At 61.3% G+C, this 23382-nt stretch carries 19 protein-coding genes; 8 read left to right on the top strand and 11 right to left on the bottom strand.

Annotation, left to right across the window (positions count from 1 at the left end):
- Positions 1-16: 16 nt before the first annotated feature.
- The 6 genes from FIV05_RS05140 to FIV05_RS05115 are packed head-to-tail and all read right to left on the bottom strand — an operon-like array spanning position 17 to position 6231.
- Positions 17-886, bottom strand: a complete 870-nt coding sequence (locus FIV05_RS05140) for an ABC transporter permease (protein ID WP_075284669.1) — start codon at positions 884-886, stop codon at positions 17-19.
- A 5-nt stretch (positions 887-891) separates the two neighbouring features.
- A complete protein-coding gene (locus FIV05_RS05135; protein ID WP_075284666.1) occupies positions 892-1839 on the bottom strand; it encodes an ABC transporter permease in 948 nt (315 codons plus the stop codon).
- A 59-nt stretch (positions 1840-1898) separates the two neighbouring features.
- Positions 1899-3404: an ABC transporter substrate-binding protein gene (locus FIV05_RS05130; protein WP_055656829.1), complete on the bottom strand. Its 1506-nt coding sequence runs from the start codon at positions 3402-3404 to the stop codon at positions 1899-1901.
- 28 nt (positions 3405-3432) lie between these two features.
- Positions 3433-4533 (bottom strand): dipeptide ABC transporter ATP-binding protein, encoded by a 1101-nt coding sequence (locus FIV05_RS05125; RefSeq protein ID WP_152508888.1) that lies wholly within the window; start codon positions 4531-4533, stop codon positions 3433-3435.
- Complete coding sequence (locus FIV05_RS05120; RefSeq protein ID WP_152508887.1) at positions 4530-5525, bottom strand: ABC transporter ATP-binding protein; 996 nt, start codon at positions 5523-5525, stop codon at positions 4530-4532. Before FIV05_RS05120 ends, FIV05_RS05125 begins: the two co-directional genes overlap by 4 nt.
- Positions 5515-6231: an FCD domain-containing protein gene (locus tag FIV05_RS05115; RefSeq protein ID WP_152508886.1), complete on the bottom strand. Its 717-nt coding sequence runs from the start codon at positions 6229-6231 to the stop codon at positions 5515-5517. The genes FIV05_RS05120 and FIV05_RS05115 overlap by 11 nt, the downstream gene beginning before the upstream one ends.
- Before the next feature lie 682 nt (positions 6232-6913).
- On the opposite strand from FIV05_RS05115, the gene FIV05_RS05110 reads away from it, so the two are divergent.
- The 7 genes from FIV05_RS05110 (at position 6914) to FIV05_RS05080 (ending at position 15028) form a co-directional block, all read left to right on the top strand.
- A complete protein-coding gene (locus FIV05_RS05110; RefSeq protein WP_152508885.1) occupies positions 6914-8128 on the top strand; it encodes a transporter substrate-binding domain-containing protein in 1215 nt (404 codons plus the stop codon).
- Positions 8125-8727 (top strand): ANTAR domain-containing protein, encoded by a 603-nt coding sequence (locus tag FIV05_RS05105; protein WP_022999317.1) that lies wholly within the window; start codon positions 8125-8127, stop codon positions 8725-8727. Before FIV05_RS05110 ends, FIV05_RS05105 begins: the two co-directional genes overlap by 4 nt.
- 4 nt (positions 8728-8731) lie before the next feature.
- On the top strand, positions 8732-9619 hold the full coding sequence (locus tag FIV05_RS05100; RefSeq protein WP_088665254.1) for an ABC transporter permease: 888 nt from the start codon (positions 8732-8734) through the stop codon (positions 9617-9619).
- A gap of 2 nt (positions 9620-9621) precedes the next feature.
- Entirely contained in the window at positions 9622-10542 is a 921-nt protein-coding gene (locus tag FIV05_RS05095; protein ID WP_055656842.1) for an ABC transporter permease, read from the top strand.
- A gap of 71 nt (positions 10543-10613) precedes the next feature.
- Positions 10614-12242, top strand: coding sequence for an ABC transporter substrate-binding protein (locus FIV05_RS05090; RefSeq protein ID WP_022999314.1), 1629 nt, complete (start codon positions 10614-10616; stop codon positions 12240-12242).
- On the top strand, positions 12232-13182 hold the full coding sequence (locus FIV05_RS05085; RefSeq protein WP_152508884.1) for an acetamidase/formamidase family protein: 951 nt from the start codon (positions 12232-12234) through the stop codon (positions 13180-13182). Before FIV05_RS05090 ends, FIV05_RS05085 begins: the two co-directional genes overlap by 11 nt.
- Positions 13183-13246: 64 nt before the next feature.
- Positions 13247-15028, top strand: coding sequence for an ABC transporter ATP-binding protein (locus tag FIV05_RS05080; protein WP_152508883.1), 1782 nt, complete (start codon positions 13247-13249; stop codon positions 15026-15028).
- Between the two features lie 72 nt (positions 15029-15100).
- On the opposite strand, the gene FIV05_RS05075 is transcribed toward FIV05_RS05080, so the two are convergent.
- A complete protein-coding gene (locus FIV05_RS05075) occupies positions 15101-17320 on the bottom strand; it encodes an adenylate/guanylate cyclase domain-containing protein (RefSeq protein ID WP_173013776.1) in 2220 nt (739 codons plus the stop codon).
- 201 nt (positions 17321-17521) lie between these two features.
- Between FIV05_RS05075 and FIV05_RS05070 the strand changes: the two genes are divergently transcribed.
- On the top strand, positions 17522-18568 hold the full coding sequence (locus FIV05_RS05070; RefSeq protein ID WP_152508881.1) for a FecR domain-containing protein: 1047 nt from the start codon (positions 17522-17524) through the stop codon (positions 18566-18568).
- A gap of 7 nt (positions 18569-18575) precedes the next feature.
- On the opposite strand, the gene maiA is transcribed toward FIV05_RS05070, so the two are convergent.
- From maiA to xdhC, 4 genes are all read right to left on the bottom strand, one after another.
- Positions 18576-19220, bottom strand: coding sequence for a maleylacetoacetate isomerase (gene maiA, locus FIV05_RS05065; RefSeq protein WP_055656853.1), 645 nt, complete (start codon positions 19218-19220; stop codon positions 18576-18578).
- A gap of 209 nt (positions 19221-19429) precedes the next feature.
- Complete coding sequence (gene guaD / locus FIV05_RS05060) at positions 19430-20809, bottom strand: guanine deaminase (protein WP_152508880.1); 1380 nt, start codon at positions 20807-20809, stop codon at positions 19430-19432.
- 66 nt (positions 20810-20875) lie between these two features.
- On the bottom strand, positions 20876-22459 hold the full coding sequence (locus FIV05_RS05055) for a xanthine/uracil/vitamin C permease (protein ID WP_152508879.1): 1584 nt from the start codon (positions 22457-22459) through the stop codon (positions 20876-20878).
- A 68-nt stretch (positions 22460-22527) separates the two neighbouring features.
- Complete coding sequence (gene xdhC, locus FIV05_RS05050) at positions 22528-23382, bottom strand: xanthine dehydrogenase accessory protein XdhC (RefSeq protein WP_173013775.1); 855 nt, start codon at positions 23380-23382, stop codon at positions 22528-22530.

Raw genomic sequence — 23382 nt, 5'->3', positions numbered from 1 at the left:
GGTTTTAAAAAACGGGTCAGCTTTCGCGCGGGTCGAGAGCGTCGCGCAGGCCATCGCCAAGCAGGTTGAAACCGAGAACGACCAGGAAGATCGCCGCACCCGGCCACCAGGCCATCCAGGGCGCCTGGGTCATGAAGTTCTTGGCAACGTTCAGCATGGAACCCCAGCTCGGTGCGGGCGGTTGCTGGCCGAGGCCGAGGAAGGAAAGGCTCGCTTCGGCGATGATCGCGGTGGCGACTGTCAGGGTCGCCTGGACCAGAACCGGAGCAAACACGTTGGGCAGGATGTAGCGGGACATGATCGCGAAATGGCTGAGTCCGATGGCCCGGGCCCCTTCGACATAGTCCTCTGTCTTGACCGACAGCACCTGGCCGCGTGTCAGGCGCACGAAGATCGGCATGGCCGACAGGCCGATGGCGATCATGGCGTTGCTGAGGCTCGGCCCCAGGAACGCGGCAAGCGCAATTGCCAGAATGAGAAAGGGCGTTGCCAGAAGCGCATCGGTAACCCGTGAGATCGCCTGGTCGATCCAGCCACCGAAATAGCCTGACAGAAGACCAAAGGGCACGCCGATCAGCACGGCGATCAGCACGGACACGACGCCCGCCATCAGTGAGGCCTGTGCTCCCCAGATCATGCGCGAGAGAATGTCCCGGCCGATCTCGTCGGTGCCGAGCCAGTGGGCCGCGGAAGGCGCCTTGCGCACGGCGCTCCAGCTGGTTGCGGCCGGGTCGGCAATGGGCAGCAGCGGCGCGGCAACCGCTATGCCGATGAAAAAGGCGACGATGATGAAACCGAACAGAGCGCTCTTGTTCGCCTTCAGCTTTTTCCAGGCGCGGCTTTCGAGGCGGATGGTTTCCTCGGCCGGATCTGCGGCGGTGGTCACGGCGCTCACAGGCTGCTCCTCATGCGCGGGTTGAGAAGGAAGTAGAGAACATCGGCAATCAGGTTCATCAGGATGAAGCCGGCAGCCGTGCACATGACGATCCCCTGGACGACGGCATAATCGCGAGTGAAGACCGCATCGACGATCAGCTTGCCGAAGCCCGGAATGGTGAAGATCTGTTCCGTAAGCACCGCTCCTGCCAGCAATTCGCCGAAGAGCAGGGCGCTCAGGGTGACGATGGGCAGAAGCGCGTTGCGGAACGCGTGTTTCAGGATGACCACGTTCTCCCGAAGACCCTTGGCACGAGCGGTGCGGACGTAGTCGGCCTTCAGGACACCCAGCATGGCCGAGCGGGTGTGCCGCATCAATGTGGCCGCCAGTGCCGTGCCCAGCACGAAGGCGGGCATGATCATGGTCTGGAGTGATTTCAGCGGATCGACGAAGGGCGATTCATAGCCGGAGGCCGGCAGCCAGCCCAGGTGAACGGAGACCAGCATGATCAGCATGATGCCGAGCCAGAAATTCGGGATGGACAGGCCGGACAGCGCCACGAAATTGGCGATGTAGTCCACGGCGGTTCCCTTGCGCACCGCGGACAGGATGCCGGCCGGAATGCCTATGGCGAAGGCGATGACCATCGCCATCACCGCGAGCTGGATCGTGACCGGCAGCTTGTCGGCGATAAGCTGCGTCACCGGCTGGTTGGTCCGCAGCGAAATGCCGAGATCGCCCTGCAGCATGGCCTTCATCCAGGAAAAATACTGGTAGAGGATCGGGTCGTTGAGCCGGTATTTCTCGCGGATGAACGCCAGCACTTCAGGATCGCGTTCTTCGCCGGCAAGCACGAGCGCCGGGTCGCCGGGCAGCAGTTTCTGCAGCACGAACACGAAGACCGAGACCAGAATGAGCGTCGGGATGGCGATGAGCAGCCGGCGTACGATGTAGGACAGCATTCAGGCAAAATCCGTTTGGAACGGGACCCGGCAAGAGCCGGGTCCCGTCATGCGTCTGGTTATTTGAACTTGACGTTCTCGAGGCGGATCATGCCGTCAGGATAGGCGGTGAAGCCTTCCAGCTTGCCGGACAGGGCCCAGATCCAGGTCGGGTGGTAGAGATAGACGATCGGCAATTCGTTGATCAGGATGTCCCGTGCCGCGTCATACTTGGCCTTGCGCGTGGCGGTGTCGTTGCTCTGCCGCGCCTCGTCCAGCAGCTTGTCGACTTCCGGAATGCAGACCTTGGAATCGTTGATCCCGCCCTTGCAGGTCATGAACTGGTGGATGTTGCCGTCCGGATCGACACGGCCCGACCAGCCCACCTGACTTGCCTGGTAGTTGCCCGCGGACTGGTCCGCCAGCAGGCTGGCGAATTCCATCGACTTCAGTTTGACGTTGAAACCGGCTTCCGCCGCCATCGACTGAACAACCTGCATCATCTGCGTCTGCACGGGGTTGTTGGCCACCTGCACTTCGACGTCGAGGCTGTCATAACCGGCTTCCTTCAGCAGGGCCTTTGCCTTTTCGACATCCCGTGCCGGAACCGGATAGTCCTTGTCGTACCAGGGGCTGGTCGGCGGGAACGGCTGGTTGCCGGGTGCAAAGGCGCCTTCGAAGACAACCTGGTTGATCGCGTCACGGTCGAGCGAAAGGCTGAAGGCCTGGCGGATCTTCGGCTCGTTGCCGAACGGGTTGTCACCCTTCTCGCCGTTGTTGAGGTTGACCGTGATGCCCTGGTAGCCAAGGCTGACGGCTTCCGCGAAGCCGAGGTTGGCATCGCCCTTTACAGAGGCGACGTCGGTTGCAGCAAGGCGTTCCAGCATGTCGATATCACCGGAGCGCAGGTTGGCGAGACGCACGGTTGTATCGGGGATCGGCAGGAAAGTGACGGTGTCGAAGTTGATGGCATCCTTGTTCCAGTAGCCGTCGAACTTGGACAGAACGATGCGGTCCTGCTGGACGCGTTCAACGAACTTGAACGGGCCGGAACAGACCGGGTTGTTGCCGAAGTCGGCGCCGGCGGCTTCTGCGGCGGTCGGGGAAACCATCATGCCGGCGCGGTCGGCAAACTGGGCCAGCAGCGTTGCATCCGGCGAGGCGAGGCTGATCTTGACTTGCAGCGGGCCGGAAACTTCCACGCCTTCGATGGACTTGACTTCACTCTTGCGGCGGCTTTCCGGAAGGGTCTTCGAGCGCTCGATGTTGGCTTTCACAGCTTCCGCGTCAAAGGGCGTGCCGTCGTGGAAGGTCACGCCTTCGCGCAGGTCCATGGTCAGAACCTTGCCGTCGTCGGACCAGGTCCAGCCGGTGGCCAGCTGCGGGATGATTTCCAGGTCCGGCGTGATGTCCACCAGCTTGTCGCACAGCGAGGTGTAGACGATACGGCCGACAAAGGTCCGGGACTGATCGGGATCCAGCACATCGGCATCGTCCTGCAGGCCGATACGAAGATCGGCGGCTTGGGCGGCCGTGGCCAGGGTCGTTGCGCTGAGCAGCAGCGCGGCAAGGAAATCCTTACGCATGTTTGTACTCCTCTCGGAAGGGCTCGATTTATGGTCTTGCGGCCGTCGTCGGCTCTTTTTGTTGACTTCGGGTCCGGAACAGCGCGAAGCGCTTTTCCGCATTGGGGCTCCTTGGCGGTTCCTGAACCGGGGGCTGGGCATCGTCTGCAATCTTTTCCCAGTGGTGACAGGCGACGGTCCGGTCACCGGCAGCATTGGCTGGCGTCGGTTTCTCCCGGCTGCAAAGGTCGGTTGCGTGCGGACAACGCGGATGGAAACGGCAGCCTGAAGGCGGATCCAGCGGCGAGGGCACGTCGCCCAGGAGAGCGGCCTTCATCGACCGCCCATGGGGTGAGGCAATCGGGATCGCGCGCATCAGGGCCTGGGTGTAGGGATGCAACGGCTTGTCGAAGAGCGCATCGTTCGGCGCCAACTCGACGATTTCGCCCAGATACATGACAGCCACCCGGTCGCTCATGTGGCGGATGACCGCCAGATCGTGGGCAATCAGGATCAGCGTCAGGTCGAATTCCGACTTCAGGTCTTCCAGAAGATTGATGACCTGGGCCTGCACCGAAACATCCAGTGCCGAAACGGGTTCATCACCGACGATCACCTTGGGACCGCTGGCAAGCGCCCGGGCAATGCCGATGCGCTGGCGCTGGCCGCCGGAAAATTCGTGCGGATAGCGGTTGGCAAAGGCTGGACGCAAACCGACCCTGTTCAGAAGCTCGGCGACCTTCTGCCGCCTTTCGGTACGGGTCAGCGCCGTGTGAACCTTCATCGGTTCCTCGATCAGCGCGCCGACGGTCATGCGCGGATTGAGCGATGAAAACGGGTCCTGGAATACGAACTGCAGGTCTTTCCGCAACCGGCGCATTTCCTGTTCGGACAGGGCGGAAATGTCGTTGCCGTCGTAAAGAACCGCACCGTCCGAAGGTGTCAGCAGGCGGACGAGAAGACGCGCCAGCGTGGATTTCCCGCAGCCGCTTTCTCCTACGATGGAGAAGGTTTCTCCACGTTTGATGGTCAGCGATACACCGTTGACGGCACTGACCGAGGTTGCCGGCCTGAAAAGGCTCTTGCGGCCGCCGAAGCGCTTGGTGACGGCGCGCGTCTCGATGATCTTGTCCCGGGTTGGCAGGCTCATCCGGCTGCCTCCGCAAATGCGCGTTCCAAGGGGGCGTAATGGCAGGCGGCCCGGTGAGATGTGCCAAGTTCGACAAGTTCCGGCGTCGTATCGCAGCCGGTTCCGGCAAAGGGGCAGCGCGGTGTGAACCGGCACCCGGACGGCATGTTGTCGATGGCAGGCACCATGCCGCCAATGGTTGCCAGCCTGCCGGACCGGGGCCCGACCGACGGCACGGAGCTCATCAGGCCGATGGTGTAGGGGTGTTGCGGATCGTCGAAAATTGCGGCGACCGGGCCTTCCTCCACCGCGCGCCCCGCGTACATCACACAGACGCGGTCGGCGATTTCGGCGACGACGCCCAGATCATGTGTGATCATGATCAGCGCCGTTCCGCTCTCCTTCTGCAGGTCTTCGATCAGGTCGATGATCTGAGCCTGGATGGTCACGTCCAGCGCGGTGGTCGGCTCGTCGGCGATCAGCAGAACCGGGTCGTTGGCAAGTGCCATGGCAATCATGACGCGCTGACGCATACCGCCGGAAAGCTCATGCGGGTAATCGTCCAGCCGGCTGGAAGCGGCCGGAATCTTGACCCGTTCCAGCATTTCCAGCGCCCTTGCGCGGGCCTGCACACGGTTCACCGGGCGATGACGCAGCACGATTTCCGATATCTGGTCGCCGATCCTGTAAGACGGATTGAGCGAGGTCATCGGCTCCTGGAAGATCATGGAAATACGGTCACCGCGCAGGTCGGCGAGAGCGCGCTCTGGCAGGGCCAGAAGGTCCTGCCCAGCGAAAGTTGCCGTGCCGGACATGACCCGGGCAACTCCGCGGGGCAGCAGGCCCATCAGCGACAGGGCGGTCACCGACTTGCCACAGCCGCTTTCTCCGACGATGCACAGGGTTTCGCCCGGACGAACGGCAAAGGACAGACCGTCGACGATGTTTGCCGGGGCACCCTTGAAACGGAGCGAGAGGTCCTGAACCTCAAGAACGGGGGCCTCAGTCGGCATTTGCCGCCTCGCTTGCACTCTGGAAAAGGAGACGCTCCTGCAGCGCCAGCAGGTGGGCGCGCATGGTCTTTTCCGCGGCGATTGGGTCCCGGTTGGCAATGGCCGCGATGATGTCGACATGCTGCGCCCGGTACAGTGTCAGGGCATCGTCGGTTCTCAACGCTTCGCGCACATGGCGCCAGGCGGTGTCCTGCCGGACCCGGTCCACAACGTCGAAAAGTGCCAGGAACAGTGTGTTGCGTGCTGCCCGTGCAATGGCCCGGTGCAGGGCGCTGTCCCAAAGTTCGCGGCTGTCCATGTCCTCGGCCTTGCCGACGCGGTCCGCAAGGTCGCTCATGGCGGCAATATCGGAAGGCGCGGCGCGCAGCGCGGCCAGCCGGGCCAGCACCGGCTCTATCTGCAACCGGACTTCCATGACTTCGAGCATGTTGGAGTTTTCGTGCAGCGACAGGATCTGCTTTTCCGGCTGTGCAGGTTCGCTGCCGATGAAGGTTCCCGCTCCCTGCCTGCGCCAGATCTTGCCTTCGGTTTCAAGCACTTCCAGCGCCCGGCGTACGGCCCTGCGGCCGACACCGATGGTTTCGGACAATTCACGCTCGGTGGGAAGCTGTTCCACGCCCTCAGCCGTGAGCTGGTCCACGATGATCCGAAGTCGTTCCAAAGCCATGCTGGAGTTGCGCTGCGAAGGTTTGTCGGTGCCGCTCATGCCATACCAATTCGAACCAATTTGAATTGGTCGCATTATTGGCGCGATATTTTTAGCTGTGCAAGTAGTGCATTTTGCCAAGATGTGCCCGATGCGGGTTTCGGACCGGGCTTGAGAGTTCAGGACTTTAACGGCAAGGCTTCAGTCAGAATTTCTGTAACTATATGTAGAATGTGAAGAAAAGCCTCAGCGAGGCCTGAAGGGGACACCTTTGGGAAAAGACTTTGCGAGGTGCTTGCCTGAAATTTGTGCTGGGGAACAAATTTTAATCGGTTCCGCTATTTTCGTCAGGTTATCTCCCGAGGCGAAATTTTGTATTGCATCCCCTTCATCAAGGGGTTGATTGTTGCTTGGTTCGGGAGAAAATTTGCCATTCTTTTCAAGAAAAAGAGTGATTTTTGATGCTCTAGCTCCCGGTTGGCGAAACTCCCGGAATTGGTTCATAGGAGGCCGTTTGTCGCCGTTGTCACTTGTGGCGAAATTTTATGCGTGGCTGATCTTTGAGCTTTGCGGCGATTGACAAGATTTTTTTCTTCGGCGATCCTGATATCGAAATAGCGGCAATCGTTCAGCCGCACGGCAATTGCGCCCCGATCTGTCGCAGGTGACCACCTGCGGGTCGGGGTTTTTTTATGTTCAGCCCCCGCGGTTTGCATCGTTCGGCTGAAGGGCAGGGTAATACATGGCCTTTGGTGAAATACCGGTTGGCGTTCTGTTTTCGAAATCCGGTTCTTATGCCGCGATCGGGCAGGAAGGCTATTGGGGTGCCCGGATCGCCATTGATGAAATCAACGCCTCAGGCTTGTTCGATTTCCGTTTCCTGCGCGTGGATGGTGACCCGAAGGGTTCTGCCGAAAACTACGCCGTCGAAGCGGACAGGATGATGCGTGAGGCCGGCTGCCGGCACATCATCGGCACCCAGACCTCCTCCTCCCGCAAGGAAGTCTTGCCGGTGATGGAGCGTGGCCGCGGGCTGCTCTGGTACACCACGCCTTATGAGGGCTTCGAAAGCCATGATCGTGTGGTCTACACAGGCGCTTGCCCGAACCAGGGCGTGGTTCCGCTTTTCCGCCACATCGTTCCGGAATCCGGCCGCCGGGCTTTCCTTCTCGGGTCCAACTACATCTGGGGCTGGGAAACCAACCGCATTGCCCGCGAACTTCTGGCCGGGTGTGACGGCGAAGTTCTGGGCGAGCGTTATGTCGCCATCGGCGACGAGAACATCGACCATCTGATTGTTGAAATCCGCGAAAAACGGCCGGACTTCATCTTCAACAACCTGATCGGCGAAAGCAGCTACGCCTTCCTGCGCGCCATGAAGAGGCTTGCGAAGGAAGATCCCGCCTTTGCGCCGAACCGATGCCCGATCCTCAGTTGCAATCTGACGGAAGCCGAGCTGCCGATCCTGGGGGCTGCCGCCGAGGGCCTTGTGTCCACCTCGACATACTTCGAAACGCTGGATACGCCGGAAAACGAGGATTTCTTGAGCCGGCTGGAAGGCTTGCGCGGCCCGGATGCGTCGATTTCGTCCATGTTCGTCGGCCCCTATGAGGCCGTCTGGCTGCTCGCCCGCGCTATCGAGGCCTGTGGTTCGGATGCACCGGATCATGTCCTGGCGGAATTGTGCCGCCGACCGCACCGGACGCCGTTGCGCGACATCCGGATCGATCCGCAAACGCAGCACGCTTACCTGCAGCCGTTGATCGCGGTGGTGGAAACCACCGGGCCCGAGCGCATCCGCTCCCGGTTCCGCATCATCGAAAAGACGTCCGGCCCATTGGCGCCGGATCCCTATCTGGTTCACTATGACCCGCTGGAAAGCAACACCGGTTCATCTGGTGATACACCGGTACCGGACAACGGCAATTCGCCGAGACTGAGGCTGGTGTCGTCATGAGCAGCCTGTTCCGCACCCCGAGTTTCCGCGGTTGGTCCGCGACTGTGCTGCACAAGCCGCATTCCGACAGGGATGCCGTGTGCCGGCAGCTCGACCGTCTCGGCATTGCGGTGTCGACCGCCTGGCCGGAACTTCCCGAGGAAGCAAGGCAAGCCGATCTGGTGATCTTCGACGCCGATGCCGGTCACGATGCCCAGTTCCCCTGGCCGGTTGAGGAACACCCGATGCCGATGATCGCACTGATGGGCAGCGAGGCTCCCGGGCGGGTCGAATGGGCCATCCGGCGCGGTGCCATTGCCCATCTGAGCAAGCCCATCGCCTCCAGTGGTGTCTACGGCGCGCTTGTCGTTGCCACGCGAACCTTTGCCATGCGCCGCGCATCGGAGGAAAGGATCGCGAAACTGGAAGCCCGCCTTGCCTGTCGGCCTCAGGTGGCCGAAGCCATCCTGCTTCTGATGCAGCACCAGGGCAGCGACGCCGATACCGCCTACAAACTTCTTCAGGACATGGCGATGGCGAGCCGGCAAACCATGGAAGACGTTGCGCTTGATCTGCTGGCGCGTTCAGGAGGGCAGAATGCCGGCCGACGTGAAGCCTGAAGCAATGCCAGACACCGTGAAAACCGCCGCACCCGAGATACCGAAAGGCGTCTGGCGTCGTCTCCTGGAAAGGAAACTCGCCGTCTTTGCCCTGGCCCTGGTCGGTGTAATCGTCGGGGCCGCAGTCTTTGCCCCCTTTGTCGCGCCTTTCGACCCGGCGGAACAGTTCTTCGAAGGGCTGACCCTGGAGGGCGCGCCCCTGCCTCCGGGCGAAACCTTCTGGCTGGGCACGGATCTGCTCGGGCGCGATCTCCTGTCACGTCTGATCTACGGCGCGCAGACCTCGCTGATCATCGGGGTCGTCGCCAACGGGATCGCCGTTGCGGTCGGTGCCTTTGTCGGCATCCTCGCCGGTTTTTTCCGTGGCTGGGTGGAAACGGTGCTGATGCGCTTCACCGACCTGATGATGGCCTTCCCGGCGCTGCTGCTTGCCATCACCCTGGCGGCCCTGTTCAGACCCTCGCTCTGGATCGTTGCCATGGTGATCGCCATGGTCAACTGGGTGCAGATGGCGCGTGTCGTCTATACCGAAACCAGGTCGCTGTCGGAGCGCGAATTCATCCTGGCCGAACGGGCCATGGGCGCAGGCCTCTTCCGTATCCTGTTCCGCCACATCCTGCCGCACCTTCTGTCGACCATCGTCGTCTTCGGCACGCTGGGCATCTCGACGACAGTGCTGCTGGAGGCAACGCTCAGCTATCTTGGCATCGGCGTACAGCCGCCGACCCCTTCCTGGGGCAACATCATCTACGAAAACCAGACCTATTTCACCTCGGCGCCCTGGCTGGTGTTCTTCCCGGGTATTGCCATCATCGCGCTGGCGCTGGGCTTCAACCTTCTGGGCGACGCCCTGCGTGAGGTGCTCGACCCGACACAGAAGGGGAGGCACTGATCATGGGTGGTTATATTCTGCGCCGGGTGTTCCAGTCCGTGCTGATCCTAATCGGCATCACCTTCCTGACCTTCGTCCTGCTCTATCTGATCCCGGCCGATCCGGCCCGCCAGATCGCCGGCCGCAGCGCCACCGCGCAGACGGTCGAGAACATTCGCGAACAGCTTGGTCTGAACCTGCCGTTTTACCAGCAGTACTTCCGTTATCTGACCGGTCTGCTGCAGGGCGATCTCGGCCGCTCCTACCTGCAGAAGACGGAAGTGGGCGCGCTCATCTGGTCGCGTCTGCCGGCAACGCTCCTTCTCATGGTCGGTGCCATCGTCTGCGAACTGGCGATCGGACTTACCATGGGGCTCGTCGCAGCCCTGCGCCGGAACACGGCGACAGATACGAGCCTCATGGTCCTTTCCTTCGTCGGGGTTTCCTCGCCCCAGTTCGTGATCGGCATCCTGCTGCTCTACGTCTTTTCGGTGCAGCTCGGGTGGTTCCCCATCGGCGGTTACGGCACCTTCATGCACATGGTGCTGCCGTCGTTGACCCTCGGGTTCCTGGGCGCCGGCTGGTACTCGCGCATGATGCGCTCGTCCATGATCGACGTGCTGCGCCAGGACTTCATCCGCACGGCGCGCGCCAAAGGCCTGAAACGCTGGCAGGTCCTGTTCGGCCATGCCCTTCCCAACGCCTTACTGCCGATCATCGCCATGATCGGGATCGATATCGGCCTCTTCATGAGCGGCATCGTGGTGGTTGAAAGCGTGTTCGGCTGGCCGGGCATCGGCCAGCTCGCCTGGCAGGCCATCCAGCGGGTCGATATTCCCATCATCATGGGCGTCACGCTCGTGTCCGCATTCGCGATCGTGCTCGGCAATTTCCTTGCCGACCTGATCGCTCCCCTGATTGATCCGAGGATCAAGCTGCGCTGACGCGCGGCAACCGCCGGAAAACCGCCTTCAGAGCGGCCCGGCACTTCACCGTAAGAACCGGAGGTTGGACTATGAAGAAGACAGTATTGGCAGGGGCCGCCGCCCTTCTCGCCGCCACCGCCCTGACATCGGCATCCGCTCTGGCGGACGACATCAAGCAGGGCGGATCGATGATCGTCACCTACAAGGACGACGTCTCGACGCTTGATCCGGCAATTGGGTACGACTGGCAGAACTGGTCGATGATCAAGAGCCTGTTCGACGGCCTGATGGACTATGAACCCGGCACCACCAACCTGATGACGGACCTGGCCGAGGACTACACGATTTCCGATGACGGCACGGTCTTCACCTTCAAGCTGCGCGAAGGTGTGAAGTTCCACAACGGCCGCGAGATGACCGCGGAAGACGTCAAATATTCTCTCGACCGTGTCACCAATCCGGCCACCCAGAGCCCGGGCGCCGGTTTCTTCGGCTCCATCAAGGGCTTTGATGCCGTGGCTGCCGGCGATGCCACCAGCCTGGAAGGTGTCACCGTCGTCGATCCCTATACGGTCAAGATCGAACTGTCCCGCCCGGATGCGACCTTCCTGCACGTGATGGCCATCAACTTCTCGTCCATCGTGCCGAAAGAGGCCGTGGAGGAATTTGGCGCTGACTTCGGCAAGCATCCGGTCGGTACCGGTGCGTTCTCGCTGGAAGAATGGACGCTCGGCCAGCGCCTGGTGTTCAAGCGCAACGAGGACTACTGGCGCGCGGGTGTGCCCAAGCTTGACGAAATCACCTTTGAGGTCGGCCAGGAGCCGGTGGTTGCGCTCCTGCGCCTGCAGCGCGGCGAAGCCGATATTCCGGGCGATGGCATTCCCCCGGCGAAGTTCCTGGAAGTGACCAAGGACCCGCAATACAAGGATCTGATCATCGAAGGCGGCCAGCTGCACACCGGCTATGTCACCATGAACGTGAAGATGCCGCCCTTCGACAAGCTGGAAGTGCGCAAGGCCGTCAACATGGCGATCAACAAGGATCGCGTCGTGCGCATCATCAACGGCCGCGCAGTCCCGGCAAACCAGCCGCTGCCGCCCACCATGCCGGGCTATGACAACGAGTACACCGGATATGCTTATGACCCGGAAGCCGCCAAGGCGCTTCTGGCCGAGGCCGGTCTGGCTGACGGGTTCGAAACCGAACTCTATGTCTACAACACCGACCCGAACCCGCGCATTGCCCAGTCCATCCAGGCCGATCTTGCCGAAATCGGCATCAAGGCTGAAATCAAGGCACTGGCCCAGGCCAACGTGATCGCGGCCGGCGGCGAGCCCGACCAGGCGCCGATGATCTGGTCCGGCGGCATGGCCTGGATCGCCGACTTCCCGGATCCGTCCAACTTCTATGGCCCGATCCTGGGCTGTGCCGGCGCGGTCAAGGGCGGGTGGAACTGGTCCTGGTACTGCAACGAGGAGCTGGACAAGCAGGCCACGGCTGCCGACAGTATCACAGACCCGGCGAAGAAGGCCGAGCGTGAGGAAGCCTGGCGCAAGATCTTCATCTCGGTGATGGACGACGCGGCCTGGGCACCGGTGTTCCACGAGCAGCGTTTCACGATGCGGTCCGAGCGGCTGGGTGGCCCCGATGCCATCTTCGTCGATCCGGTCCACATTCCTGTCAACTACGACTACGTTTGGGCGAAAGATGTGCAGTAACTGCAAGGCCGCTTACACGATCCACGCGGCACAGCACCACTTCGGTTGGGACAACTCCAATACCCCGGCCGAAACGGTGGCACCTGGCACGGTCCTGGAATTCGAATGTCTCGACAGTTCGGCCGGGCAGCTCACGCCCGAAAGCACTGTCGCGGATGTTTCGACGCTGGATTTCGGCAAGATCAATCCGGTCAATGGCCCCATCTATGTGGATGGGGCCGAGCCGGGGGATGCGCTGGTGGTCAAGATCCACGAGTTCAAACCCTCCGGCTTTGGCTGGACTGCCAACATTCCGGGTTTCGGTTTGCTGGCGGACCAGTTCAAGGATCCGGCTCTGCATATCTGGTCCTATGACAAGGACAAGCTGGGAACCTCGGCGTTTGCCCCGTTTGGCAAGGTGCCGTTGAAGCCGTTTGCCGGCACCATCGGTGTCGCCCCGGCGGAAGCGGGTCTTCATTCCATCGTTCCGCCCCGGCGGGTCGGTGGCAACCTTGATATCCGGGACCTTGCCGCCGGAACAACGCTCTACCTGCCGGTGGAAGTTGCCGGAGCCCTGTTCTCCATCGGCGACACCCACGCGGCGCAGGGCGATGGCGAGGTCTGCGGAACCGCTATCGAAAGCCCGATGAACACGGTGGTCGAGCTGGACCTGATCAAGGGTGCCGATCTCAAGATGCCGCGGTTCGAAACCCCGGGCCCGGTGACCCGCCATCTCGACGAGATGGGCTACGAAGTCACCACCGGTATCGGCAGCGATCTCTTCGAAGGCGCCCAGGCAGCCGTTTCCAACATGATCGATCTCCTGTGCGCCCGTCACGGCTACAGCGCGGTCGATGCCTACATGCTGTGTTCGGTCTGTGGCGATCTCCGGATTTCGGAAATCGTGGACATGCCCAACTGGGTGGTCTCGTTCTACTTCCCGAAGGTCGTGCTTCAGTAACAGCTGGGCGGCGGTCAGCGCCGCCGCCCGTTTTCCAGAGTTCAAGAAAGACCAGGGCGTCCGGATGTCCAGCCAGCCAGACCATGTAGCCGTTGCCGAAGACGTTGTTCTTTCCGTAAGAGATCTGCGCACGGACGTCGCGACGCCTTCCGGCCGCAAGACCGTGGTCAAGGGCCTGTCGTTTGACCTGAAGCGCGGTGAAACCCTTTGTATCGCGGGCGAATCCGGATCCGGAAAGTCGATCACGGCTCTTTCCATCATGGGACTTCTGCCGGAGCCGATGGCCCGGGTCTCCGGCGGCGAGGTCCTGTTTCAGGGCAAGGACCTGATCAAGCTTCCCGAGGACGCCATGCGCCGCATTCGCGGCGGCGACATCGCCATGATTTTCCAGGAGCCGATGACCTCGCTCAATCCCGTGCTGACGGTAGGCCGCCAGTTGCGTGAGGCGATCCTGGCGCATCAGGATGTCTCGGGTAGTGAAGCCAACAAGCGCGCTCTGGCAATGCTGGAATCGGTGCGTCTGTCGGAACCGGCACGGCGGCTGAAACAATATCCGCACGAGCTTTCCGGCGGCATGCGCCAGCGGGTGATGATCGCCATGGCGCTGGCCTGCAATCCGAAGGTGCTGATTGCCGATGAGCCGACGACGGCGCTCGACGTGACGATCCAGGCACAGATCCTGCAGCTGATCCGCGACCTGCAGCGCGATTTCGGCACGGCGGTCATCATGATCACCCACGACATGGGCGTCGTTGCCGAAATGGCCGACCGGGTGATCGTCATGAACCACGGCAACATCGTGGAAAGCGGCACGGCGTCAGACGTGTTCGAACGTCCGGCGGACACCTACACACGGCACCTTCTGGAGGCAGTACCCAAGCTTGGAGCCATGACCGGTGTTGACAGCGCGGCCCGGAAAAAGGACCAGCCCGAAGCGCCGGTCCTCGAGGTGGAAGACCTTGTCGTCCGCTTCGACCTGCATGGCGGCCTGCTCAACCGGGTGACATCCCGTGTTCATGCGGTCGAAGGCGTGTCCTTCACGCTGGCACCCGGGGAAACCCTGGGCCTCGTCGGCGAAAGCGGCTGCGGCAAGTCCACCATCGGCAAGGCGCTCATGAACCTGGTGCCCTGGGAAGGGAGTATCCGGATTGCCGGCCAGCATGTCGGCATCGGCAGCGCACAGGAGCAGCAGCGCCGCAGGCGCGACATGCAGATGATCTTTCAGGATCCCTATGCCTCCCTCGATCCACGCATGACCGTCGGCGATATCGTCGGCGAACCACTGGTGATCCACGGTCTGGCGCGGGGCAAGGACCTGAAGGACAAGGTGGCATCGCTGTTCGACCGGGTCGGCCTTCCGGCCGATGTGATCACCCGTCATCCCCACGAATTCTCCGGTGGTCAGCGCCAGCGCATCTGTATTGCCCGCGCACTGGCGCTTTCGCCCAAGGTCATTGTCGCGGATGAAAGCGTCTCGGCGCTCGATGTTTCGGTGCAGGCCCGTGTTCTGGATCTACTGCAGGAACTGCAGGAGGATCTTGGCCTCGCCTACCTGTTCATTTCCCACGACATGGCGGTTGTCGAGCAGGTCTCGCATCGGATCGCGGTCATGTATCTCGGCCAGATCGTGGAGATGGGAACGCGCCGTCAGGTGTTCGAAAACCCGCAGCACGACTATACCAAGCGACTGTTGAAGGCCGTGCCGATCCCCGATCCCAAGCGCCGGCGCACCGTTTTCGATGTACCGACGGGCGAAATCCCCTCACCGGTGCTGCCGCTTGGGCAATCGGTCGAGCGGGTGCGTTACCATGATGTCGGCGACCGGCATCTGGTGGCTGTTGCCTGAAACCGCCGGAAACGACCGTGGGGCTGGCGACGATTAACCCCGCATGCATCTTGCGAGAATGCACTGCAGGCGCTACTCCCCGGCAAGTTCCTCGATGATGGGTGACGGCATGAAACTGTCGTAGAAGGCGCTCAAGTCGACCGGAGCCACCGCGAGACAGGCGTTCACAAGGCGTTCGATCTCAGCGCGACTGGCGACGCGCGAGCGTCCTTCGATAAGTTCCCTGTGCCGCCTTACCAAAGCCTGCCACTCATTCGTGCAGGCAAGTGTCTCATCGCCGACAAGCGCGTAAAGAGTCGCGGGCTGAGCCTTGCCCTTGAGTGTAATCGACCCTGCTTCCAGAAGCGCCATGGACTTGCACGCGGTGGCAGTTGTCTGCGACAGCAAAATGGGCCAGCCGACCTGCTTGCAGGATGCCTCGATCCTGGACGCAACGTTGACGGCGTCACCGATGACCGAGTAGTTGAACCGCGAACTCGATCCCATGTTGCCAACGCAACCAGGTCCGCTGTTCAGGCCGATGCCAATGTGGACGTCACCCAATTTATGGGGTCCGGACTTGAAGCCAAAGGCATCACGGTCGTTGAGTTCCTTGACGATTTTTATCATGTCCAGCGCTGCATGGGCGGCCTTGACCGGATGATCGGCAACGTCAAGCGGCGCGTTCCAGAACGCCATGATTGAATCGCCAATATATTTGTCGATTGCGCCTTCCCGTTTCTGGATGCATTCCGATAGTGGAGACAGGAGACGGTTCAGGAACGCGACCACGTCTTCGGGGGGCAGATTTTCGGATATCGGCGTAAACCCCCTCACGTCCATGAACATCATCGTCATGTCGCGGATTTCGCCGCCAAGGCGCAGTGTGTGAGGCTGTTCTTCCAGCTTTCTGAGCAAGTCCGGTGCGAGATAGCGCTGGAACGCCCTTCGGACAAACCGCTTTTCCCGCTCCGCGAAGGCAAACATCAAGATTGTGGTCAGAAGAAAAATAAGCCCTGAAACCAGCATGGGGAAGACCGGATCCAGAAGGAGGCCATAGCTGGAAAAGGCAAACCAGCTTCCGCCGCTAACTGCTGCGCTCAGGACAGCGCCAACGGCAGCCGATGGGATCGCGCCCGTTGACGGCAATATGGCGCCGATGATGAGTGTCACGATGAACAACGCCGCGATTTCGGCTCCGGTCGCCCAGTCGGGACGGTTGAGAAACGAATTTGACAGGATCTGATCAATGATCTGCTGATGCATGAAAACACCCGGAACACTCTCGCCGAGAGCCGTGAGCCTGATGTCTCGCAATCCGGCGGCTGACGATCCGAAGAGAATGATATGGCCTTCGATCAGGGGGGCCAGCTCCTCGTCCGACAGGTTCAGAAGATCCCTCGCAGAAAGATAGAGAGACGGGTCATTGCGCGTATAATAGATCAGCAGATGGCCATTGGCCGTCACCGGAACCTGGAACTCTCCGACCTTGAATTCGGTCATGGCGAGTGTTCCTGCACTGAACTCGCCGCTCGCTTCCGAAGTCTTGAGAACAAAGGTCTTGTCGCCAAGTGCGACACGAAGCGTCTCAAGTGCCAGGGCCGGATAGATTTCACCGTTCAGGCCGGCAATGAACATTGGAACCTGGCGCACCACCCCGTCGGAATCCGCCTGCCCAAGGGAAATCGTACCACTTCCCTCCGCGACAGCCTGATAGGGCGGCAGGCTCATCACGCTGCCTCTGATCGGGTCGAGGAGCGGTATCGGATCTTCCCCGAGGACGACATAGGCAGCCTTGGCATCGGGCAGCCCCATTGCCGACCTCGGTTCGTTGAAAAACCCGAGGATCGTTGGCAGCCCGGCCATTGACTGAACGAAAACGGCATCATTGTCGGGTATTCCCGAGAGCAGTGGCTTGATCGCGTCGCGGCCGGGCCAGCCGCGTTCTTCCAGCTCCCGCAAGAACCCCGCCGGTCCTGTCCGGTCGGGCTCGGAAAACACCATGTCAAAGGCGGCGCAGGCAGCTCCCAGGTTCTGAATACGCTCCAGAAGTTTGGCAATCTGCGTACGCGGCCAAGGCCATTGGCCAAGTTGCGCTATCGACATCTCGTCGATGTCGATGATCCGGATTGGTTGACCCAGAGCCTCCCTCGGTTTGAAACGCTGATAGGTGTCGAAGGTGATCCAGCGCAGGGACGCTATGAACGGGGGATCGGACAGGCGAAGTTCACGGGCGCCGAAAAGGAGGATCAGCGTCAGACCCAGGACGAAAACGTGCCTGTTGCGTAGCAAGTTGAAAAGTGTCTTTCCCACCGGCATGCCCCTGACCGACATAGCTGTTCGGGTGCCGCGACACCATTCCCATGTCCGGTGCCCACTCTACGCTAGAATACGCGTTTCTGAGAAAAATAGACCTTGACAAAAAGAACAGTGTTTGGGTCGGGAAATCGGAAACGATTCGTTAATTGGTTAAGGATGTGGTAAAATTCCATCGGTCGGGCCGGAGTGGGAGCTATGAGGTTTGCCCCGGTTTTAATAGTTTTATCGTTGTCCATCTTTTATTCGTCGGTGTCCTTGGCCGATAAGGTTGGCATAACCGTTGATGCAAGAAAGACCGTCAAAGCGACGGGGGGAAGTGACCCCCGCATCTTGGCATCAAACACATCCATTTTCAGGGACGACCGGTTGCGGGCAAATTCCAGCGGAAACGCACAAATCCGGCTGATCGACGGCACCAAGATTGTTGTCGGCCCCAATGCGGATGTGAAGATCGATGACTTCGTGATCACGGGTCAGACTGTTAGCAAGCTTACCGTTAGTGCAACGCGCGGCGCCTTCCGCTTCATCAGCGGGCGCAGCAAGTCTTCCGCCTACAGTATCCGGACGCCGAATGGCACGATCGGCGTGCGGGGCACGGCTTTCGATGTGACCATCACGCCTCAGGGAACCAATGTCGCCCTGTTGCGCGGTGCGATCAACGCGTGCGACAGGAGCGGGCGTTGCCAGTTGGTCAGAAACCGGTGTGACTATGTCCTTATCGGTCGGCGCGGCGTGAAAAAGGATCGGCTGAATTCGGATTCGCTCCGAAATCGGTCGAAGTCACTCTTTCCGCTACTTGTAAATGAGTCGAACCTGAACCGACAGTTCAGGCAGCGCGGGTCTGGATGCACCGTGAAAAATGCAAGACTGGCACCTGATCGGGCTCCCGAGCAGCAACCCAGGAACATTTTCCGCGCCCTCTTCAGTCCGCGACAACCAACCGAGAACCCGAACAGCCCCGTGTCGAACAGCCCAGGTTCGAACAGCCCAGAACCGAGCAATTCCGTCTCCAGTTCACCAGAACCGGCGGCACAATCTGGCAGTGCGCCTGCGAGTGCGGGTGTTCCCAACAATCCGGGCAACAGCAATGCTGTCGGCAACGCGGGAGAAAGATTCTCCGGCGGCTCTCGCGGAAACAGTGCAAACGCACCCGGCCAGAGCAGCGATTCACCGGGCAGGAGCGGCGGCACACCGGGAGAAAACAGACAGGCCCGGAACCAGGCTGAACGCCGCAACAATTAGCCTATTGTCAGGCGGGCGGCGCGCCGATGGCATCCGGATGGGCGTCCTTGAACGCGTCGAGGGCTTCGGCGGCAGCTGCCGCGCGCAGGATTTTCGGAAATCCGGAAACATCCACACCCCAGCGATTGGCGTTATAGAGCTGAGGCATCAGGCAGCAGTCGGCCATGCTCGGCGTTTCGCCGTGGCAGAACGGACCGTTATCATCCAAAAGGTTCTCGAAGGCGGCAAGGCCCTTGCCGATAAAGCGCTGCATCCAGGCTTTCTTGGCATCATCGCCACCGCCGGTCAGCTCCGCCACATGACCAACAATGCCGAGATTGCAGACCGGGTGGATTTCCATGGCAATGGCATAGGAGAGCTGGCGCACCCGGTACTGGCCGTCGACATCGTCCGGCATCAAGGTCGAACCCGGCGTGGTCGCATGCAGATATTCGATGATGGCCAGCGACTGGGTCAGCGTCTTGCCGTCAACGATCAGCGCTGGCAACAGGCCCTGAGGGTTGAGAGCGAGATAGTCATCTTCCAGATGGGCGCGGGTAAGAAGGTTCACCGGCCGGTAGTCAACATCAAGCTTCAGCAGATTGAGCGCAATGCGAACGCGATAGCTCGCCGAGGACCGCCAGTAGTCATATAAAACAATATCTTTCGCCACGAATCCCTCCCAGCAACACGGTGTGCATTGATACACTTATTTGGCCATGAATTGGCAAGTCCGTGTGCGTGGAACGGTATCAAAAGCCGATTTTTTGCTGAGCCGGTGAAGAAGCCCTTGCCGTTATCTTTTCTCTTCCACTGGAGGTCACCCCGGGTCTCGCGATGCTCGCCCGGGGTGACTTCGAAGTTCGTGGCCAGGTTCGCAGGTCAGGACAGTACGAGGTCCTTTTCTCGGGCAGCAGGCGTTTTGCGTGTCCTTGCTGGCGCGGTTTGCGGGACCGCCGGTGCCTTGCCCTTCTGCGGCTTGCCGGCGACATAGACCTCGTCGATGGACCGGTCGTCGCCCAGCATCTGCAGAACGAAAAGCTCTTCCGCAAGGGTCGACGCCCGCTCCATGCGCAGGGCCATCGCCTCGGTCGCGCGGCTGTCCAGCACCACGATGTCCGCTTCCGTGCCTTCGTCCAGTGTGCCGATCCTGTCTTCCAGGCCGAGCGCGACGGCATTGCCGCGGGTGATCCAGTGGAAGGCCCGGAACGGATGCAGTTTCTGATCCTGAAGCTGCAGGATCTTGTAGCCCTCGTTCAGCGTCTGCAGCATGGAATAGCTGGTGCCGGCACCGATATCGGTGGCGATGGCGTTGACGATGCCCTTGGAGCGCAGGCCCGCGTCGTCGAAGAGACCGCTGCCGAGGAAGAGGTTGGACGTGGGGCAGAACACCGGCCGGGCGCCGGTTTCGGCAAGAGCGTCGATCTCGCGCCGTTCCAGGTGGATCGAGTGGCCGAGCAGCATCTTGTCCGACAAGAGGCCGTAGCGCTGATAGACGTCGAGATAGTCGCGCGCTTCCGGGTAGAGCTCCAGCGTATAGGCGATCTCGTTTTTGTTTTCCGAAAGATGGGTCTGGACGAAACAGTCCGGATGCTCTGCAACCAGCGTGCCGGTCATTTCCATCTGGTCCGGGGTCGAGGTGATCGCGAAGCGCGGCGTGATGGCGTAGCTCGCACGCCCTCGTCCATGCCATTTGGCGATCAGGTCCTTGGTGTCGTCGTAGCCGGATTGCGGCGTGTCGCGCAGCCCGTCCGGGGCGTTGCGGTCCATCAGCACCTTGCCGCCGATCATTCGCATGTTGCGCTGCTCTGCTTCCTCGAAATAGGCCTCCGCCGAGGCCTTGTGAACCGAACAATAGGCAACGGCCGTCGTGGTGCCATGGTCGGTCAGCAGGTCGAAGAAGCGGCAGGCCATGGCGGCAGCATGGCCTTCATCCGCAAAGCGGGTTTCTTCCGGGAAGGTGTAGGTGTTCAGCCAGTCAAGAAGTTGCGCACCCCAGGACGCGACAATCTGCACCTGCGGAAAATGAATATGGGTGTCGATGAAGCCTGCCATCAGCAGTTTCGGCCTGTGATCGATGATTTCCGCATCGCCCGCCCCGGCAACCACTTCGCAATAGCTGCCACGCCGCAGGATGAGGCCGTTTTCGATCAGAAGCGCACCATCCTCGACGTAATCGAAGGCGGAGGTGTCGTCCGGGGATTGCGGCTCGGCTGAAAAAGTCAGCAGGCGGCCACGAAGCAAGAGACGGTCGGAAGGCATCGAGAAAGGTCCCGTTTGTCGGAGTTCGGGGCGGAAGATCCGCCCCGAAGTGGTTTTAGGTCTGGTTCATTCGCCCGGGCTGACCTGGGCAGTGGTAATCGGCTCGGCTTCCGGCTCTGCCGCGTCTTCACGGTGGAAGATCGGGTAGATGAACAGGAAGGCGGCGGCGATCAGGTAGCCGAGGCTGACGGTGGTGAATTCCGGCCAGTGCAGCGTTGCCGAATGGATGATCCCGACAGAGGCCATGGCAAAGGCGGCAAAGGCGAAGCCGCCGGCATTGCGGAACTTGCCGTCAATGACGCTGGCAACGATGGCGCCCCAGATGAGACCCGTCAGGATGGCACCCTGGCTGAGGGCGAGGTGACCTTCGTAATGGGCACCTTGCTGCAGCAGCGCTGCGGTCAGTTTCGGATCGCCAAGGGCCAGCATACCGGTGGCTCCAGTCGCGCCGAGCGCGCCGATCAGCGAGCCCCACTTGATGATGAGGAAGCTGGAGACATGCGGCATCATCGCGATGGTGACGGCGGCCATATGGTCGGTGCGCACGGCATGGGCGGTGTTGGTGATGAGGCTGAGCGCGACGAACACCAGAACGGGGGCAGCGGCGGCTACCGGGATCAGGTTGTTCAGGAAGGCAAGCAATCCGAAAAAGGCCGCCAGCGGAATGACCGCGCCGACGCCGATCACATAACCTGCATGTGCCCCCATGCGCTTGTAGGCCGGGTGGCCGATATAGGCGGTCGTCGGGAAGGGCGAACCGAACAGCGCGCCGATCATGGTGCCGACACCGTCGGTGATCTGGCAGGTTGCCACCGGATAGTGGTCGCCTGCGGCTTCCGCGCTCTCCACGTTGTTCATCGTTTCGATGAAATTGTAGATCTGCACCGGCACCAGCACCAGGAACAGCTCCGGATGGTTGAACAGGTGCTGGATCCCGGCCATCAGGTCGCCAAGGTAGGGAACGGGCGGATAGAAGCCGACACCCTCGAAGCTGATTGTCGATTGACCGGTGGCCAGCGCGACCCCGGTGCCGACCATCAGGGCCAGCAGGCCGGCCGGAATGTTGAACGGCAGGCGGAACCGCCCGACGAGGCCCCACAGGATGATGATCATTGAGGCGAAGCCAATGAACGGGTTCTCGAACACCGTTGCAAGCGGCACGGTGCCGATGAACACCAGGGCGATGCCGCACAAGGTGCCGAGCATGCCCGCACGCGGGGTCACCTTTTTCAGCCAGGGGCCGACAACCGCACCGAGGGCTGCGACGATGCCGCCCATGAAGCCCGCGCCGATGCCGACCTGCCAGGCGAGAACCGGATCATTGGTCGCCCAGTAGATCGGTCCGATGACGCCGAAGAGATAGACGAACATCACCGGTGTCGAAATGCCGTAAGGCAGAGCGGTCACGTCGCGGCCATGCTGTGCGGCGGCGCGTTTGGCCAGCAGGACATAGGCGGCGACACCGGCCAGGATCGCGATGGCGGCACCCGGCACGATCTTGCCGTAGACAATGTCCGCCGGCATCTGGAATACGAACTGGCAGATACCTGCCAGCACCATGAGGTTTACGAGGTTGTCGGTGAACAGGGCCCAGAAGGCGCTGAAATCCCCCCTCGAAAACAAAGTGTAGTCGTTCCTCCCAACCCGCATGTCGGGTCTCCTTTCAGGGTAAGACAGCCGTCCTGTTCCATCTCCCATTGGACAGGGCAGCCGTTGTTTCACTGCGCGGCCTCCAGCAGCGCAGCCTCCTCCGTATCGCCGGCAGCTCTTGCGCCCGAGGTCAGGGCGGTCAGGACTTCTGCGGCGACAAAAGCGGCAATGATCTCGGGGCGCTTGTCCCGGCTGGCGGTTGCGCCGATCGGGCAGGTCAGCTGGTCGATGGAAAGGCCATTGCAATGGCTGTTGCACCAGGAGCGCAGCTTGGCGCGTTTTGTGGCCGACCCGATCATGCCGACATAGGACGCATGACCGATCTCCAGGGCGGCCGACGTCAGCAGGAAGTCCAGACCGTGGTCATGGGTCAGCACGATAAAGGCACTGCCCGCGGGCGCATTGTAGATCTCGACTTCCGGAATGGCCCGCAGGCGCATGTCGACATGCGCCTGGCATTGCGCCAGCTCTTCCTTGCGCATGTCGACCAGTACGCAGTGCACCGGCGCATGCTGCAGCAGGTCGGCAATCGCCCGGCCGACATGCCCCGCGCCCATGACATAGACATGCGGCAGCGCATCGTCCTCGGCCTGCAAGCGGCTGATGACTGCCAGCCGTTCGGCTTTGCGCATGCGTGCAAGTGATACTTCCACCCGTCCGCCGCAGCACTGGCCGATTTCCGGGCCGAGCGGCAAGTCGAGCCTGGAGGAAAGCGTGCCTTCGGCCAGCATGGAACGGGCCTGGGTAATGACGATGTGCTCCAGTTGGCCGCCGCCGATGGTGCCGAAGAGGCTGTTCGGGGCAACGAACATCTCCGTGCCGGCTTCCCGGGGGGACGATCCTCGAACCCGCGTCAGCACGACACGGACGATCGGGTGGGCTGAGCCGAAGAAGCTTTCGGTCTGGCTGGAGCGCATTGTCAT

Source organism: Labrenzia sp. THAF191a (assembly GCF_009363335.1).
In the GTDB taxonomy this organism is placed as follows: domain Bacteria; phylum Pseudomonadota; class Alphaproteobacteria; order Rhizobiales; family Stappiaceae; genus Roseibium; species Roseibium algicola.
The sequence above is the reverse complement of the archived record's forward strand: the minus strand, read 5'-3'. Positions and strand labels throughout refer to the sequence as shown.

Coding starts and splice junctions, on each gene's coding strand:
- FIV05_RS05120 (WP_152508887.1), bottom strand. CDS start 5,525: ATGCCGACTGAGGCCCCCGTTCTTGAGGTTCAGGACCTCTCGCTCCGT.
- FIV05_RS05115 (WP_152508886.1), bottom strand. CDS start 6,231: ATGAGCGGCACCGACAAACCTTCGCAGCGCAACTCCAGCATGGCTTTG.
- FIV05_RS05070 (WP_152508881.1), top strand. CDS start 17,522: ATGAGGTTTGCCCCGGTTTTAATAGTTTTATCGTTGTCCATCTTTTAT.
- guaD (WP_152508880.1), bottom strand. CDS start 20,809: ATGCCTTCCGACCGTCTCTTGCTTCGTGGCCGCCTGCTGACTTTTTCA.
- FIV05_RS05135 (WP_075284666.1), bottom strand. CDS start 1,839: ATGCTGTCCTACATCGTACGCCGGCTGCTCATCGCCATCCCGACGCTC.
- FIV05_RS05125 (WP_152508888.1), bottom strand. CDS start 4,533: ATGAGCCTGCCAACCCGGGACAAGATCATCGAGACGCGCGCCGTCACC.
- FIV05_RS05105 (WP_022999317.1), top strand. CDS start 8,125: ATGAGCAGCCTGTTCCGCACCCCGAGTTTCCGCGGTTGGTCCGCGACT.
- FIV05_RS05085 (WP_152508884.1), top strand. CDS start 12,232: ATGTGCAGTAACTGCAAGGCCGCTTACACGATCCACGCGGCACAGCAC.
- FIV05_RS05100 (WP_088665254.1), top strand. CDS start 8,732: ATGCCAGACACCGTGAAAACCGCCGCACCCGAGATACCGAAAGGCGTC.
- FIV05_RS05055 (WP_152508879.1), bottom strand. CDS start 22,459: ATGCGGGTTGGGAGGAACGACTACACTTTGTTTTCGAGGGGGGATTTC.
- FIV05_RS05110 (WP_152508885.1), top strand. CDS start 6,914: ATGGCCTTTGGTGAAATACCGGTTGGCGTTCTGTTTTCGAAATCCGGT.
- xdhC (WP_173013775.1), bottom strand. CDS start 23,382: ATGACAATGCGCTCCAGCCAGACCGAAAGCTTCTTCGGCTCAGCCCAC.
- FIV05_RS05080 (WP_152508883.1), top strand. CDS start 13,247: ATGTCCAGCCAGCCAGACCATGTAGCCGTTGCCGAAGACGTTGTTCTT.
- FIV05_RS05130 (WP_055656829.1), bottom strand. CDS start 3,404: ATGCGTAAGGATTTCCTTGCCGCGCTGCTGCTCAGCGCAACGACCCTG.
- FIV05_RS05090 (WP_022999314.1), top strand. CDS start 10,614: ATGAAGAAGACAGTATTGGCAGGGGCCGCCGCCCTTCTCGCCGCCACC.
- FIV05_RS05095 (WP_055656842.1), top strand. CDS start 9,622: ATGGGTGGTTATATTCTGCGCCGGGTGTTCCAGTCCGTGCTGATCCTA.